Source organism: Streptomyces sp. NPDC006326, assembly GCF_040612915.1.
Lineage (GTDB): Bacteria > Actinomycetota > Actinomycetes > Streptomycetales > Streptomycetaceae > Streptomyces.
Genome location: NZ_JBEXRC010000014.1, coordinates 28,533 through 42,071, shown reverse-complemented (window position 1 = coordinate 42,071; position 13,539 = coordinate 28,533). Strand labels below are relative to the sequence as shown.

The window sequence follows — 13,539 nt, the reverse complement described above, 5'->3', positions numbered from 1 at the left end:
TAGCCCGTCGGTCTACCGCTCCCTTCCCCGTGGGCCGGGAGCCGCAACCTCTGCAGCCAGCATTCTGCGCAGACATCCCAGGCAACGGGAACGGACGGGTCCCAAACTTCCTTGTGAGATACCCAACTCTCCTGCGATTTCACGGTAAGTCAGGTCTCTGGGCGAAAGAAGTGCCCTCAGGAGCTCCGGACACCGTCCGGGCAATCGGGCGACCGCCGATCGGAGGGCCCGGTTCTCCTCCCCGTGCAGCAGCGCCACTTCCGGCTCCGCGGCGCCGGCGCTCCCGGGCCGGCAGCCGTACGGGATCTCGCGGCGGGCCCGGCGGCGGGCGAGGCGCGCCTCGGCGCGTACCGCCCGGCGCAGCCAGCGGGCGGGCTCGGCGGGGGCGGGGCCGCGTTCCAGGAGCCTCACCCAGACGGCTTGTTCCAGGTCGGCGGCGTCCACGCCCGCGGCCGGGGCCTCCGCGGCCGCCTCCGCGGAGAGCAGGGGGCCCAGTTGCTTCAGCAGGTCCATGCCGGGCGGGACGCGCGGCCCGCGCCCGGCGGTTTCCCCGCCGCGCGCAGCCCACCCGTACGTGCTGTTCCGCTTGTGTGTTGACGCCCGGTCGTCGGCGGGTCGCCGCGGCCGGGCCCGCCTCAGCGGCCCCGGCCCGGGCGGAAGGCCTCGGCGGCGAGCAGTCCCGTATCGGCGTTGTCGGTGAAGATGCCGTCGATGCCCTGGGCGAAGTAGGCGCGGAAGGCTCCGAAGGCGTCGCCGTAGGCGGCCGGGTCGGTGCCCTTGCGGTACTCCGCGGGCAGGAAGGCGTTCTCGTTGCGCGCGGTGTAGGGGTGCAGCACCAGGCCTTGGGCATGGGCGTCCTTGACCAGGGTCGTCGCAGCCCCGAGCCGGCCTTCCGCATCCCGGGGCAGGATCAGGTCCATGGTCGGGCCGATGCCCTGCGCGAACCCGGCGATCCACCGCAGCCCCTCGGGCTTGACCAGATCCGCAACCGTACGGGGGTCCTTGGCCACCTCGAAGTCCCAGGGGCGGGTGCCCGCAGCGGAGAGCAGCACCACGCGGGGAGCGGAGACCAGCCGGGAGAGGCGCTGGATGCTGGAGGGCTCGAAGGACTGGAGGAAGAGCGGGGCGCCCCGTCCGTCACGGCCGTAGCGGCGCAGCAGCGCGGCGAGCGGCTCCTCCAGGCCGAGGCCGAGGGAGCGGAAATAGGTGGGGTGCTTGGTCTCCACGTGCAGCCAGACGCGCCGGCCGCGCCGCCTGCCCTCCCGGTCGGCCCAGCGGAGCACCTCCTCGAAGGTGGGCACGTCCCACCGGCCGTCGTAGAGGGTGTTGCGCTGGCGGACGGCGGGGATGCGTTCCTTCGCCCGCAGGGTCTTCAGTTCGGCGAGCGTGAAGTCCTCGGTGAACCAGCCGGTGACCGAGACCCCGTCGACCGACTTGGTGGTGCGCCGGGAGGCGAACTCCGGGTGGTCGGCGACGTCGGTGGTGCCGCCGATCTCGTTCTCGTGCCGGCACACCAGATGGCCGTCGCGGGTGGGCACCAGGTCCTGCTCGACGACGTCGGCACCGAGGTCGAGGGCGAGTTCGTAGGAGCCGAGGGTGTGTTCGGGGCGGTAGCCGCAGGCGCCCCGGTGGCCGATGACCAGCGGGACGGGGAGGTCCCGGTAGCCGCCGCGGCCCTCTCCCGCCGCCTGCGCCGCACCGGCCGGCTGCGCCGCCGCCGCGGATCCCGCCGGGAGTCCGGCCACGGCTCCCCCCGCCGCCAGCACGGCCGCCCCCAGGACCGTACGCCGCGCTGCCCCACCCTGTGTCATGAGTGCCACTCCTCTGTCTCGAACCGGCGCAATCGGCGTCGTGATCGTAGGCAGCGGACGGTGGCCGAGGGGTGCGTACGGGTGGAACATGGCGCAAACGCGCGTCAACACTGCGTATCCGATGTGTGAACCCGATGTGCGATCAGCCCGGACCCGCGAGTATCGTCCTCACCTGCGCGACCGCCGTGTCGCGCGAAGCCGTTTTCGATGCCGGAGGGCTCACGTTGTTCCGTACCGCGCTCATCAAGGCCACTGTCGGACCGGTCATGCGCATGATGTTCCGCACCCGTGTGGAGGGCATCGAGAACATCCCGGGGACCGGGCCGGTGATTCTGGCGGGCAACCACCTCACCTTCATCGACTCGATGATCCTGCCGCTGGTGTGCGACCGCACGGTCCACTTCATCGGCAAGGACGAGTACGTGACGGGCAAGGGGATCAAGGGTCGCGCCATGGCCTGGTTCTTCACCGGCGCCGGAATGATCCCGGTCGACCGGGACGGGGCCAACGGCGGCGTCGCCGCCCTGATGACCGGCCGACGGATCCTGGAGGAGGGCAAGATCTTCGGGATCTACCCCGAGGGCACCCGCTCCCCCGACGGCCGGCTGTACCGCGGCCGGACCGGCATCGCCCGCCTGACGCTGATGACCGGCGCCCCGGTGGTCCCGTTCGCCATGATCGGCACCGACAAGCTCCAGCCCGGCGGCAAGGGCATGCCCCGCCCCGGCCGGGTCACCATCCGCTTCGGCGAGCCCATGGAGTTCTCCCGTTACGAGGGCATGGACCGCGACCGCTACGTGCTGCGCGCCGTGACCGATTCGGTGATGGCCGAGGTCATGCAGCTGTCGGGCCAGGAGTACGTGGACATGTACGCCACCAAGGCGAAGGCCGCGTAGGGTCCGCCCGCGCTACTGCCGTTGCAGTGACCGGCTGACGCCCGCCGCGGTCGTCGTGGCGAGGACCCAGCCGGTCACGATCAGCAGGTACGACAGCCACTGGTACCAGCCGCTCGGCGCAAAGGCCTGCTCCTGCCCGAAGCCGATGATGGGCAGCATCAGGTCGATCGTGTAGAAGGCCGGGTTGAAGTCGGGGGCCTCCCCCTGCTTGAGGGGCCGCGGCGGCTGGAGCCCGTACGCGATCGTGCCCGTGACCAGCAGCGCCGCCAGCCAGCCCGCCGCGCGCAGCGGCCGGAACCCGTAGCCCACGGTGGTGTCCTGGAGCAGCCCCCAGAGCCTGGCGTGCCGCGGCCGGGTGCGCCGGTGCCGCCGCAGCTTCGCGAGCTGCACGGTCCGGGCGGCCGCCTCGTCGCCGACCGTCCGGTACGCCGCGGCGAGCTGTTCGTAGGCGTACGGGAGGTAGCCCGACTCCTCCCGGTCCAGTGCGGGCAGCCGCTGCTCGGCGGGGAGGTGCGGGGCGAGCGTGCGGTAGGTCAGGCCGTCGATGGCGATCCGCTCGGGCCAGGCCTCCGGATCTATGTGGAGCAGGTCGACGGTGGAGCGGCGCAGGTTCACGTCGCCCTGGATCGGTGGGCACCGGCGCAGCCAGAGCTCGCCTATGGCGCAGCTGGAGGCGCGCAGGGCGGTTGCGCCCGGGTTGCCGAGGTCCGCACGGGTGAGGTTGGCCTGGCCGGGGATGCGGGAGCCGGTGAGGTTGACCATGCCGCGGGCGTGCAGCCGGTGTGCGCGCAGGTCGGTGCCGACGCCGAGGGTCTCCGCGTGCAGGGCGATGCCGCCGGGGTTCAGCAGGCGGGCCCGGTCGAGCTGCACCTGTCCGCCCACGGTGGCGCCGTTCAGCCGCAGTTGGCCGTGCACGGTCAGATCGTTGGCGATGATGTCGGTGCCGATCTCGGCGTGGTTGAGCTGGAGCGCTGCCTCGCCCGCCTCCTCTCCGGAAGGCGGCCCGATCACGGCTCCCTGAAGGAAGAGCCCGCCGGAGATCCTGGCGCCCTGAAGGCGTACGGGCCCGGTGATCCGGCAGCAGGAGAGCCGTAGGACCACGTCCACGCGCAGGGTGGCGGCGGTCAGGCCGGGCAGCGTCGAGTAGCCGAGGACAAGCGCCTTCAGCTGGGCGCCGTACAGGAGGGGCTTGCGCTCGAACCAGCAGTCACGCAGCCGGACCGGGTGGTCGACGACGGCGTACCTGAGGTCGAGTTTGCCGACGATCCTGGCCCCTTTGACCTTGATCCCGGCGACTTGGCCCTCCTCCGCCGGGCCGGCACCGAGCAGAAGGGCCCGGAGCACCTCGGCGCGTACGGTGCGTTCCGGTCCCCAGCCGGCCCCGTCGACGGAGCTGTCCCCGGGCTCGTGCCGGAAGTCGACGGCGTCGCCGCGCGGAAAGGCGTCCCAGACGCGCCGCTCGGCCGGGGTCAGATCGTTGATCTCCATCGCCGGGATGGTGTCCCGCGTTTCAACGGGATGTCAACTTGCCGGGGCCCGGAGCGGGTTGGCCGTCAGTGCTCGACGCCGTCCTGGAGCTCCTGCCCCTTGAGCAGGAACCAGGCCGCGAAAGCGGTGGCCACGAGGATGGCCGCTCCGACGCCGGAAGCGAGGCGGAGGCCGTCCACGAAGGCCCCCTGGGCGGCGTGCACCATGGCCTGCGCCGTCCCCGGGTCCACCACCGCCGCCGCCTCGACGGCGCCGCCGAGCGACTCGTGCGCGGCCGCGGCCACGGGTGCGGGGACGGAGGCCGGGGCGGTGAAGCCCTGGTACACGCCGGTGACGATGGAGCCGAGCAGGGCGATGCCGAGGGCGGCGCCGAGCTCGTACGCCGTCTCGGAGACGGCGGAGGCCGAGCCGGCCTGCTCCTTGGGCACGCTGGAGAGGATGACGTCGGCGGTGACGGTGAAGGAGAATCCGGCGCCGAGGCCGACGACGAGCAGGGCCCCGCCGAGCAGCGGGTAGCCGCTGTCCTGGTGGATCAGGGTGAGCACGCCCAGGGCGAGCCCGCTCGCGCCGAGGCCGCCGGCCACGACCGACCGCACCGAGAACCTCCGGGCGTACCGGCCGGCCACCAGTCCCGTGGCCACCGCGCCGACGGCGGCGGGCAGTTCGGCGAGTCCGGCCTCCAGCGGCTGGCGGCCCTGGACGAGCTGGAGGAACTGGGACAGGAAGAAGACCAGGCCCGAGAGGCCGAAGACGGTGAGGAGATCGGCGAGTACGGCCCCGGAGAAGCCGCGGTGCCGGAACAGCCGCATGTCGAGCAGCGGCGAGGCCAGCCGGAACTGGCGGCGCACGAAGACGACGAGCGCGGCGGCGCCCAGGGCTGCGGCGGCTCCGGTCTGCCAGGTCACGCCGTGGATGGCGGCTTCCTTGACGGCGTAGACGACTCCGATGACACCGACGAGGGACAGTCCGACGCTGGGCAGGTCCCAGGGACCGGAGACGGGGTTCTTGGACTCGGGGAGCAGCTTGATGCCGACGAGGACCAGCACGAGCATCACGGGGAGGTTGATGAGGAAGACCGAGCCCCAGTAGAAGTGCTGGAGCAGCGCTCCGCCGACCACGGGGCCGACGGCCGCGCCCGCGGAGGCGGTGGCGCCCCAGATGCCGATGGCGAGGCTGCGCTCCCGGGGGTCGTGGAATATGTTCCGGATCAGCGCGAGGGTGGAGGGCATCAGGGTGGCGCCGGCCACGCCGAGCAGGGCGCGGGCCAGGATCATCATCTCGGGGCTGGTGGCACAGGCGTTGAGGACGGAGACGGCGCCGAAGGCGGTGGCGCCGGCGAGCAGCAGTGTCTTGCGGCCGATGCGGTCGCCGAGGGAACCCATGGAGACGAGCAGACCGGCGATGACGAACGAGTAGATGTCGCCGATCCACAGCAGCTGGGTACCCGAGGGGCGCAGGTCCTCGCTGAGCGAGGGCGTGGCGAGACCGAGGACGGTGGCGTCCACCGCGACCAGCAGGACGGCGAGGACGAGCACCGAGAGGGCCAGCCAGCGCCCGCGGCTCCTCTCCTGCTCCCCCTTCCGGCGGCTCAGCTGTTCGGTACGGCTAATTTCTCCACGCTCCGTCGTGCGCCACCGAGCAACAGCTCGATGATCATGTACTGGAAGTCCTTCGCGGCGACCCGGCCGTCCATCACGGCCCAGGCGCAGGTGCCGATGAGGCCGTAGAGGGCCTCGGTGAGCCAGGCGGGGCTCAGGTCGATCCGGATGTCGCCCTCCTCCTGGCCGCGCCGGAAGAGGGCGCTGACGCGGGCGTCGAGCCGGGCCCAGCCCTCGTTGACCTGGTCCCCCTCGAAGAGCTGGTTCTCGGTGACGAGGAAGGCCAGCAGCTGGGCATCCGGCTCGGCCTCGGCGACGAGCCTGCGCAGGGCCTCGACGGCCGTCCCCTCGTGGAGACGGGCGTTGTCGAAGGCCACCTCGAACGCGCGGATGCCGAGGTCTTCCAGGGCCCGTACGAGGGCGTCGCGTCCGGCGAAGTGCCGGTGGAGGGTGGCGCGGCCGATGCCGGCGGCCCGGGCGACCTCGTCCATGGTGGCGGTCGACTTGCGGGAGAGCAGCGCGGCGGCGGCGCGGAGCACCTGATCACGATCCATGGCCATGAGACAACCATACACCAAATGAGACATCGACGTCTCACTCAAAAAAGGGATGCCTCACGGGCGCCCGGAACGGAATGCTGCCGAGATGACCGCGAAACCGCTGCTGCTGATCGACGTGGACGGCCCCCTGAACCCCTACGCGGCCCGGGCCCAGCGCCGCCCGCAGGGCTACTCCACCCACCGGATGCGCCCGACGGGCTGGTCGCAGGCGGAGAGCCGTCGGCCGCTGCGGGTCTGGCTGAACCACGGGCACGGCGCGGAGCTGCTCGCGCTGGCGGATGCGTACGAGCTGGTGTGGGCCACCACCTGGAAGGACGAGGCGAACGACTGGATAGGGCCGCATCTGGGCCTGCCGCGGCTCCCTTTCATCGACTGGCCGCAGATGCACGGCGGGCCCCGCGCGGCACCTTCTGGAAGACGCAGTACGTCCTGGAGTACGCGGCCGGGCGGGAGTTCGCGTGGATCGACGACGACATCACGGCGATGGACCGGGAATACGTGGACCAACGCCACCCGCTGCGGACACTGCTGCTGCGCATCGACGAGCGGGTGGGGCTGGTGCGGGCCGACTTCGAGGCGCTGGCGCGGTGGGCGGCGTAACGGGCGGGAGTCCAGGGGCACTTAACATGTGCATGCCACCCCCATGACCTGCCGTTCCGACGAAAGCGACCCATGCACCTCCAGCGGATGCCGCGGATCCTCGCCCCGATCGCCGCCCTCGCCTGCCTCGCCGCCCTCTCCGCCTGCAAGGGGGGCGCAGACGGCGCCCGGCCCGCCGGGACGGGGACCGCGAGCGGGCAGGCCGCCCCCGAGGGCCCCCTCGCCGAGGCGCAGCGCTACGTACGGCAGTACACCTCGTGCGAGGACCTGAGCGCCGCGCCGGACGACCCCCGGCTGCCGTCCGACGACCTCACCAAGGCCGGACAGTGGTCCGTGACCCAGCGGGGCCTGTGCAGTGACAAGCCCGAGCACGGCGAGATCGTCCTCTCCATCCCCTCGGACATGAAGGAGTTCCAGACCCGCTACAAGCAGTACGTCATGGACAAGATCGCCGGCGGTGACGGCGCCTACGGCCTGAACAGCCGCGTCCTCGTCGGCAAGGGCTTCGTCGCGACCCCGACCCGGACCAGGACGGCCGTCGCGCTGGTCCGCTCCGACCTGCGCGTCCTGACCTGCAATCCGACGGCTCCGGTGCCCAAGGGCTACAAGCGGGAGAAGGCGCTGGTCGAGGGCTGCGTCCTGAGCGACTTCGTCGGCAGCGAGGACGGCCAGGGCAGCCCGAACCTGGAGACCCCGCAGGACCCGGCGGCGAGCGGCGGCGCGGCCGGGAAGCCGGGCCAACCCGCCCACGGAAGCCTGGGGCTGGCGAAGGCCGGGAGCATGGCCGAGCTGAAGAAGCTCGTGGCCTCCAGTGTCGACTGCTCGCACTTCTCGACCGACCCCGCCACGGTGGCCGTCGAGTCGATCGACTACGCGCCGGTGGTGTCGGGCGATCCCCTCGCGTGGGGGCTGTCGGGGCGCGCCCTGTGCGGGGTGCCGGCCGGGGCTCAGCGGGCCCACGACCTCAACTGGCTGGACACGGTCTCGGACATGAGGAAGCTCCAGACCAGGGCGAAGGCCGCCCAGCTCGCCGACCTGAAGGACGACGGCAAGCTCCGCGGCACCGCGAGCCGGCTGCTCGTCGGGGAGAACATCGCCGTGGAGACCAATGACCCGGGCGTCCGCTTCGGCCTCTACCAGCAGCAGTTCCTCTACCTGAACTGTGTGCCCGGCTTCTCCGCGCCGGCCGGATACCGCCTGGAGGGGTCCCAGGTCGAGGGCTGCGTGCTGACCAACTACGAGCCCGACCACCCGGTCACCGGAGGCCGCTGAGGCCTGCCGGAGCCGGGCGTGCCGAAGGGGCGGGCGGAACCGACCGGCTCCGCCCGCCCCTTCGGGCGGGGGCGCTACTGCTTGTGCGCGGCCCAGGCGTGCTGGATCACCAGGTCCGCCTTCAGCTCGGTGAGCTGGGCCGCGACCGCGGAGGGGGCGGTGCCGCCCCGGCCGTTGCGGGAGGCCAGCGCGCCGGGGACGTTGAGGACCGTACGCACCTCGGGGGTCAGGTGCTCCGAGATCTTGGCGAACTGCTCGTCGGTGAGCTCGTCCAGCTCGATGCCGAGCGCCTCGCACTCCTTGACGCACTCGCCGGCCACCTCGTGCGCCACCCGGAAGGGCACACCCTGCTTGACCAGCCACTCGGCGATGTCCGTGGCGAGGGAGAACCCGGCCGGGGCCAGCTCCTCCATCCGCTCCCGGTTGACGGTCAGCGTGGCCATCATGCCGGTGAAGGCGGGCAGCAGGACTTCGAGGGTGTCGCAGGAGTCGAAGACGGGCTCCTTGTCCTCCTGGAGGTCCCGGTTGTAGGCGAGCGGCAGGGCCTTGAGGGTGGCGAGGAGACCGGTCAGGTTGCCGATCAGGCGGCCCGACTTGCCCCGCGCCAGCTCCGCGATGTCCGGGTTCTTCTTCTGCGGCATGATCGAGGAGCCGGTGGAGAAGGCGTCGTGGAGGGTCACGAAGGAGAACTCCTTCGTGTTCCAGATGATGATCTCCTCCGCGATCCGGGACAGGTTGATCCCGATCATCGCGGTGATGAACGCGAACTCGGCGACGAAGTCGCGCGAGGCCGTGCCGTCGATCGAGTTGCCGACCGAACCGCGCTCGAAGCCCAGCTCCGCCGCGACCGCCTCCGGGTCCAGCCCCAGCGAGGATCCGGCCAGCGCACCCGAACCGTACGGGGACACCGCCGTGCGGGTGTCCCACTGGCGCAGCCGCTCCGCGTCCCGCGACAGGGACTGCACGTGGGCGAGCACGTGGTGGGCGAAGAGCACGGGCTGCGCGTGCTGGAGGTGGGTGCGCCCCGGCATGGCCACGTCGGCGTGGGTCTCCGCGAGGCCGACCAGCGCGTCCTGGAGGTCGGCGACCAGGCCGCCGATGATCCGGGCGTGGTCGCGCAGGTACATCCGGAAGAGGGTGGCCACCTGGTCGTTGCGGGACCGGCCGGCCCGCAGCTTGCCGCCGAGGTCGGCGCCGAGCCGCTCCAGCAGGCCGCGCTCCAGGGCGGTGTGCACGTCCTCGTCGGCGATGGTGCCGGTGAAGGAGCCGTCGGCCACGTCGGCTTCGAGCCGGTCCAGGCCGGCGATCATGCGGTCGAGCTCGTCGGCCGTGAGCAGGCCCGCCTTGGCGAGCACGCGCGCGTGGGCGCGGGAGCCGGCGATGTCGTACGGCGCGAGGCGCCAGTCGAAGTGGACCGAGGCGGAAAGCTTCGCGAGGGCCTCGGCCGGGCCGTCGGCGAACCGGCCGCCCCAGAGCCGGACGTCACCGTTGTTGCTGCTCACAGCTACTGCTCCTCAAGAGTGGGGGTGTACGACGGCCTCCCCGCGCGGAGGAACGGGGAGGCCGTCTGCGTACTGCGTGACGACTCAGGCGAGGTCGCGGCGCGCGGCGATCTTCGCGGACAGGCCGAAGATCTCGATGAAGCCCTGGGCCTTGGACTGGTCGAAGGTGTCGCCCGAGTCGTAGGTCGCCAGGTTGAAGTCGTACAGCGACTCCTCGGACTTGCGTCCGGTGACGACGGCGCGGCCGCCGTGCAGGGTCATCCGGATGTCACCGGTGACGTGCTGGTTGGCCTCGTTGATGAAGCCGTCCAGGGCGCGCTTGAGCGGGGAGAACCACAGGCCGTCGTAGACCATCTCGCCCCAGCGCTGCTCGACCTGCCGCTTGTAGCGGGCCAGCTCGCGCTCGACGGTGACGTTCTCCAGCTCCTGGTGGGCGGTGATCAGCGCGATCGCGCCCGGGGCCTCGTAGACCTCGCGGGACTTGATGCCCACGAGACGGTCCTCGACCATGTCGATCCGGCCGATGCCCTGCGCGCCGGCGCGCTCGTTGAGCTGCTGGATGGCCTGGAGCACCGAGACGGGCTTGCCGTCGATGGCGACCGGGACGCCCTCCTTGAAGGAGATGACGACCTCGTCGGCCTCGCGCGGGACGGCCGGGTTCGAGGTGTACTCGTAGATGTCCTCGATCGGCGCGTTCCAGATGTCCTCCAGGAAGCCCGTCTCCACGGCCCGGCCGAAGACGTTCTGGTCGATGGAGTACGGGGACTTCTTGGTGGTCGCGATCGGGAGGTTCTTCTCCTCGCAGAAGGCGATCGCCTTGTCGCGGGTCATCGCGTAGTCGCGGACGGGGGCGATGCACTTGAGGTCGGGCGCGAGGGCGACGATGCCGGCCTCGAAGCGGACCTGGTCGTTGCCCTTGCCGGTGCAGCCGTGGGCGACGGTCGTGGCGCCGTGCTTCTTGGCGGCGGCGACCAGGTGCTTGACGATCGTGGGCCGGGAGAGCGCCGAGACCAGCGGGTAGCGGTCCATGTAGAGGGCGTTCGCCTTGATCGCCGGCAGGCAGTACTCGTTGGCGAACTCGTCCTTGGCGTCCGCGACCTCGGCCTCCACGGCACCGCAGTCGAGCGCGCGCTTGCGGATGACGTCCAGGTCCTCGCCGCCCTGGCCGACGTCCACGGCAACGGCGATGACCTCGGCGCCCGTCTCCTCGGCGATCCAGCCGATGGCGACGGAGGTGTCCAGGCCGCCCGAGTAGGCGAGTACGACGCGCTCGGTCACGGGTTTCTCCTTACAGTGCATTCAACGACAGGCATAACTATGCACTACTCCGTATGTTTCGTCAATCAGGGCTGCCGCCCGGCCGCTGACCAGCTGCGCGCCGCCGCCGTGAGGCTGCTGGACGGGGAGCCCGGCCTCGCCGCGTGGTGGCGGCCCGGGCGGCCGTCGCGGGAGTGGAGCTGGAACGCGCTGACCGGCGCGGAGCGCGGCGCCATCCTGGACGCCCTGCGCAGGAGCACCGACCGCCCGACCCGGCTGTTCGCGGCGCGGATCACGATCGACGCCGGACTGCTCGGCGTACGGGAGCCGGCCCGGCAGGCCGCCGCCGAGCGGGACTCGGCGGCGGGCCGGCTGTGGACGGACGCCGCCCTGGCCGGGCTGCGCCGGCTGGACGCCACCCCGACCATGCGGCCCTGCTCGCGCTGCCGGACGACCCGTCGGCCCCGGTGGCTCGCGAAGCCGCGCGCTGCGGGGCTGCGGCTGCCGGACGAGGACGGTGCGGGACCGGAGCCGCTGCACGCGCCCACGGCGCACGGCGACCGGCGGCTGTGGCGTTCCCGTCGGGATCTGTGGGATTGAACCCCGCGGCCTGAACCGACCGTTCCGGCCGATAATCGGTCCATGGGAAAGCTTCACACACGCATAGACGGCCGGCTGCGCACCTTCATCGAGGAGCAGCCGGTCTTCTTCACCGCGACCGCACCGCTCGCCGGTGACGGCCACGTCAACCTGTCCCCCAAGGGCCGTTCGGGAACGCTCGTCGTCATCGACGAGCAGACCCTCGCCTACCTCGACTTCGGCGGCAGCGGCGCCGAGACCATCGCCCACGTCCGCGAGAACGGCCGGATCACCCTGATGTGGTGCGCCTTCAGCGGACCGCCGAACATCGTGCGCATCCACGGCGAGGGCGAGGCGGTCTTCCGCGACGACCCGCGCTGGGGGGAGCTCATCGGCCTGTTCGGGGACGCCGACGGGCCCTCGGCGCGGGCGGTCATCGTCGTGCGCGCCCGCCGCATCGCCGACGTCTGCGGGTACGCGGTCCCCCTCATGGAGTACCAGGGCGAGCGCACCCTCCACGCGGAGTACTTCGGGCGCAAGAGCGACGAGGAGTTCGCGGAGTACTGCGAGAAGAAGGACCACATCGGTTCGAGTCTTGACGGCCTGCCTGCGCTGCCGCTGCCCCTTCCGCCCCGTACCGTCTGACATGTGCTGCGTACCGCTGTCGTCACCGGCTCACTGATCGTCACCAGCCTGCTCCCCCACGGCTCTCCGCCGCTGCCGGCCCGTCTCGCCGACACGGGCGGCGGCAGCCAGCTGGTCACCGCCGTCGCACCCGCCCCCGGATCGACCACGGGGCGGGTGACGTGGTGGGACCGGCGGGCGGGCCGCTGGTACGAGGCCGGCACCACCGAAGCCCGCTTCGGCGCGAACGGCCTGACGGAGGGCCGGTCCCGCATCCAGGGCACCAACACCACGCCGACCGGCCTGTACGCGCTGCCGTACGCCTTCGGCACCGTCCGCGCCCCGGCGGGGACCGAGTACCGCTACCGGCGGGTGACGCAGCAGTCCTGGTGGTGCCAGGACAACGCCTCGGCCGCCTACAACCGCTGGGTGGAGCCCCTGCCCGCGGACTGCGCCCCGGGCGAGGCGGAGCACCTGGTCGCGTACGAGAAGCAGTACGCGCACGCGCTGGTCATCGGCTTCAACTACGACCGCCCGGTGCACGGCCGCGGCGCGGGCATCTTCCTCCACGTCCACGGCAAGGGGGCGACGGCCGGTTGCGTCTCGGTCCCGGAGCGGGCGATGCGCGAGATCCTCCGCTGGGCCAGCCCCCGCCGCCGTCCCCACATCGCGATCGGCACGACGGACGGCCCCCTGGCCGTCACGCGGTACTGAACGTCCCGGGCGACGTGCCCGGGCCCGGGCCCGGGCGCCCGGGATCTGCCACCGCCTGCGGAAGGGCTGCCGTCAGCCTTCCTTCTGGGCCAGGCGCAGGAGGTGGTCCGCGAGGGCCTGGCCGCCCGCGGGGTCGCGGCTGATCAGCATCAGGGTGTCGTCGCCCGCGATCGTGCCGAGGATGGCGTGGAGTTCGGCCTGGTCGATCGCCGAGGCGAGGAACTGCGCGGCACCCGGCGGGGTGCGCAGGACCACGAGGTTCGCGGAGGCCTCCGCCGAGATCAGCAGTTCCCCGGAGAGGCGCCGCATGCGCTCCTCCTTCGCCGACTCGCCCAGCGGTGCCTGCGGGGTGCGGAAACCGCCCTCGCTGGGCACCGCGTAGATGAGCTCACCGCCGGTGTTGCGGATCTTCACCGCGCCCAGCTCGTCGAGGTCGCGGGAGAGCGTCGCCTGGGTGACGCTCAGCCCGTCGTCGGCGAGCAGCTTGGCCAGCTGGCTCTGGGAGCGCACCGGCTGCCGGTTGAGGATGTCCACGATCCGGCGGTGGCGGGCGGTACGGGTCTGGGGGACGGAGGGCCCTCCCCCGGCCTCCGCCGGGGGGGATCCCCACTGCTCGTTGTCCTGCGCCTGGCTCATCG

13 protein-coding genes and 1 pseudogene are annotated in these 13,539 nt (G+C 72.0%); 6 read left to right on the top strand and 8 right to left on the bottom strand.

Translation table 11 applies throughout. The features are described 5' to 3' along the window. Nucleotides 1–12: 12 nt before the first annotated feature. Together ABZ128_RS13920 and ABZ128_RS13915 are read right to left on the bottom strand one after the other, a co-directional pair. On the bottom strand, nt 13–513 hold the full coding sequence (locus ABZ128_RS13920; protein ID WP_356848311.1) for a sigma-70 family RNA polymerase sigma factor: 501 nt from the start codon (nt 511–513) through the stop codon (nt 13–15). A gap of 122 nt (nt 514–635) precedes the next feature. Next, entirely contained in the window at nt 636–1,811 is a 1,176-nt protein-coding gene (locus ABZ128_RS13915; RefSeq protein ID WP_356848310.1) for a glycerophosphodiester phosphodiesterase, read from the bottom strand. 134 nt (nt 1,812–1,945) lie between these two features. On the opposite strand from ABZ128_RS13915, the gene ABZ128_RS13910 reads away from it, so the two are divergent. After that, nucleotides 1,946–2,707, top strand: coding sequence for a lysophospholipid acyltransferase family protein (locus ABZ128_RS13910; protein WP_356848308.1), 762 nt, complete (start codon nt 1,946–1,948; stop codon nt 2,705–2,707). A gap of 12 nt (nt 2,708–2,719) precedes the next feature. Here the strand turns inward: ABZ128_RS13910 and ABZ128_RS13905 are convergent, their stop codons facing one another. The 3 genes from ABZ128_RS13905 to ABZ128_RS13895 all read right to left on the bottom strand — a co-directional run bounded on the left by ABZ128_RS13905 (nt 2,720) and on the right by ABZ128_RS13895 (nt 6,353). Next, on the bottom strand, nt 2,720–4,195 hold the full coding sequence (locus ABZ128_RS13905) for a membrane-associated oxidoreductase (protein ID WP_356848307.1): 1,476 nt from the start codon (nt 4,193–4,195) through the stop codon (nt 2,720–2,722). 65 nt (nt 4,196–4,260) lie between these two features. Beyond that, nucleotides 4,261–5,805, bottom strand: coding sequence for an MFS transporter (locus tag ABZ128_RS13900; RefSeq protein WP_356848437.1), 1,545 nt, complete (start codon nt 5,803–5,805; stop codon nt 4,261–4,263). After that, complete coding sequence (locus tag ABZ128_RS13895) at nt 5,784–6,353, bottom strand: helix-turn-helix domain-containing protein (RefSeq protein ID WP_356848306.1); 570 nt, start codon at nt 6,351–6,353, stop codon at nt 5,784–5,786. Before ABZ128_RS13895 ends, ABZ128_RS13900 begins: the two co-directional genes overlap by 22 nt. A gap of 85 nt (nt 6,354–6,438) precedes the next feature. Between ABZ128_RS13895 and ABZ128_RS13890 the strand changes: the two are divergent. Both ABZ128_RS13890 and ABZ128_RS13885 read left to right on the top strand, forming a co-directional pair. Beyond that, a pseudogene (locus tag ABZ128_RS13890) lies at nt 6,439–6,953 on the top strand (HAD domain-containing protein). 72 nt (nt 6,954–7,025) lie between these two features. After that, nucleotides 7,026–8,225: a hypothetical protein gene (locus ABZ128_RS13885; protein ID WP_356848305.1), complete on the top strand. Its 1,200-nt coding sequence runs from the start codon at nt 7,026–7,028 to the stop codon at nt 8,223–8,225. Nucleotides 8,226–8,299: 74 nt separating this feature from the next. Here the strand turns inward: ABZ128_RS13885 and argH are convergent, their stop codons facing one another. Together argH and ABZ128_RS13875 are read right to left on the bottom strand one after the other, a co-directional pair. Next, nucleotides 8,300–9,727 (bottom strand): argininosuccinate lyase, encoded by a 1,428-nt coding sequence (gene argH / locus ABZ128_RS13880; RefSeq protein WP_356848303.1) that lies wholly within the window; start codon nt 9,725–9,727, stop codon nt 8,300–8,302. A gap of 84 nt (nt 9,728–9,811) precedes the next feature. Beyond that, complete coding sequence (locus ABZ128_RS13875; protein WP_356848302.1) at nt 9,812–11,005, bottom strand: argininosuccinate synthase; 1,194 nt, start codon at nt 11,003–11,005, stop codon at nt 9,812–9,814. A 39-nt stretch (nt 11,006–11,044) separates the two neighbouring features. Between ABZ128_RS13875 and ABZ128_RS13870 the strand changes: the two genes are divergently transcribed. From ABZ128_RS13870 to ABZ128_RS13860, 3 genes are read left to right on the top strand one after another with little or no spacing between them, the layout of a single operon-like run. Continuing rightward, a complete protein-coding gene (locus tag ABZ128_RS13870) occupies nt 11,045–11,584 on the top strand; it encodes a hypothetical protein (RefSeq protein ID WP_356848300.1) in 540 nt (179 codons plus the stop codon). Nucleotides 11,585–11,626: 42 nt separating this feature from the next. Beyond that, nucleotides 11,627–12,208, top strand: a complete 582-nt coding sequence (locus ABZ128_RS13865; RefSeq protein ID WP_356848298.1) for a pyridoxamine 5'-phosphate oxidase family protein — start codon at nt 11,627–11,629, stop codon at nt 12,206–12,208. A 6-nt stretch (nt 12,209–12,214) separates the two neighbouring features. Then, nucleotides 12,215–12,901, top strand: coding sequence for a L,D-transpeptidase family protein (locus ABZ128_RS13860; RefSeq protein WP_356848435.1), 687 nt, complete (start codon nt 12,215–12,217; stop codon nt 12,899–12,901). A 72-nt stretch (nt 12,902–12,973) separates the two neighbouring features. Here ABZ128_RS13860 and ABZ128_RS13855 read toward each other — a convergent pair whose 3' ends face one another. Next, entirely contained in the window at nt 12,974–13,537 is a 564-nt protein-coding gene (locus ABZ128_RS13855; protein WP_356848297.1) for an arginine repressor, read from the bottom strand. Nucleotides 13,538–13,539 lie beyond the last annotated feature (2 nt).

What these genes read in the sequence shown, in the direction of transcription:
- ABZ128_RS13920 (WP_356848311.1), bottom strand. Translation starts at nt 513, where the DNA reads ATGGACCTGCTGAAGCAACTGGGCCCCCTGCTCTCCGCGGAGGCGGCC.
- ABZ128_RS13915 (WP_356848310.1), bottom strand. Translation starts at nt 1,811, where the DNA reads ATGACACAGGGTGGGGCAGCGCGGCGTACGGTCCTGGGGGCGGCCGTG.
- ABZ128_RS13910 (WP_356848308.1), top strand. Translation starts at nt 1,946, where the DNA reads ATGTGCGATCAGCCCGGACCCGCGAGTATCGTCCTCACCTGCGCGACC.
- ABZ128_RS13905 (WP_356848307.1), bottom strand. Translation starts at nt 4,195, where the DNA reads ATGGAGATCAACGATCTGACCCCGGCCGAGCGGCGCGTCTGGGACGCC.
- ABZ128_RS13895 (WP_356848306.1), bottom strand. Translation starts at nt 6,353, where the DNA reads ATGGCCATGGATCGTGATCAGGTGCTCCGCGCCGCCGCCGCGCTGCTC.
- ABZ128_RS13885 (WP_356848305.1), top strand. Translation starts at nt 7,026, where the DNA reads ATGCACCTCCAGCGGATGCCGCGGATCCTCGCCCCGATCGCCGCCCTC.
- ABZ128_RS13870 (WP_356848300.1), top strand. Translation starts at nt 11,045, where the DNA reads ATGCACTACTCCGTATGTTTCGTCAATCAGGGCTGCCGCCCGGCCGCT.
- ABZ128_RS13865 (WP_356848298.1), top strand. Translation starts at nt 11,627, where the DNA reads ATGGGAAAGCTTCACACACGCATAGACGGCCGGCTGCGCACCTTCATC.
- ABZ128_RS13855 (WP_356848297.1), bottom strand. Translation starts at nt 13,537, where the DNA reads ATGAGCCAGGCGCAGGACAACGAGCAGTGGGGATCCCCCCCGGCGGAG.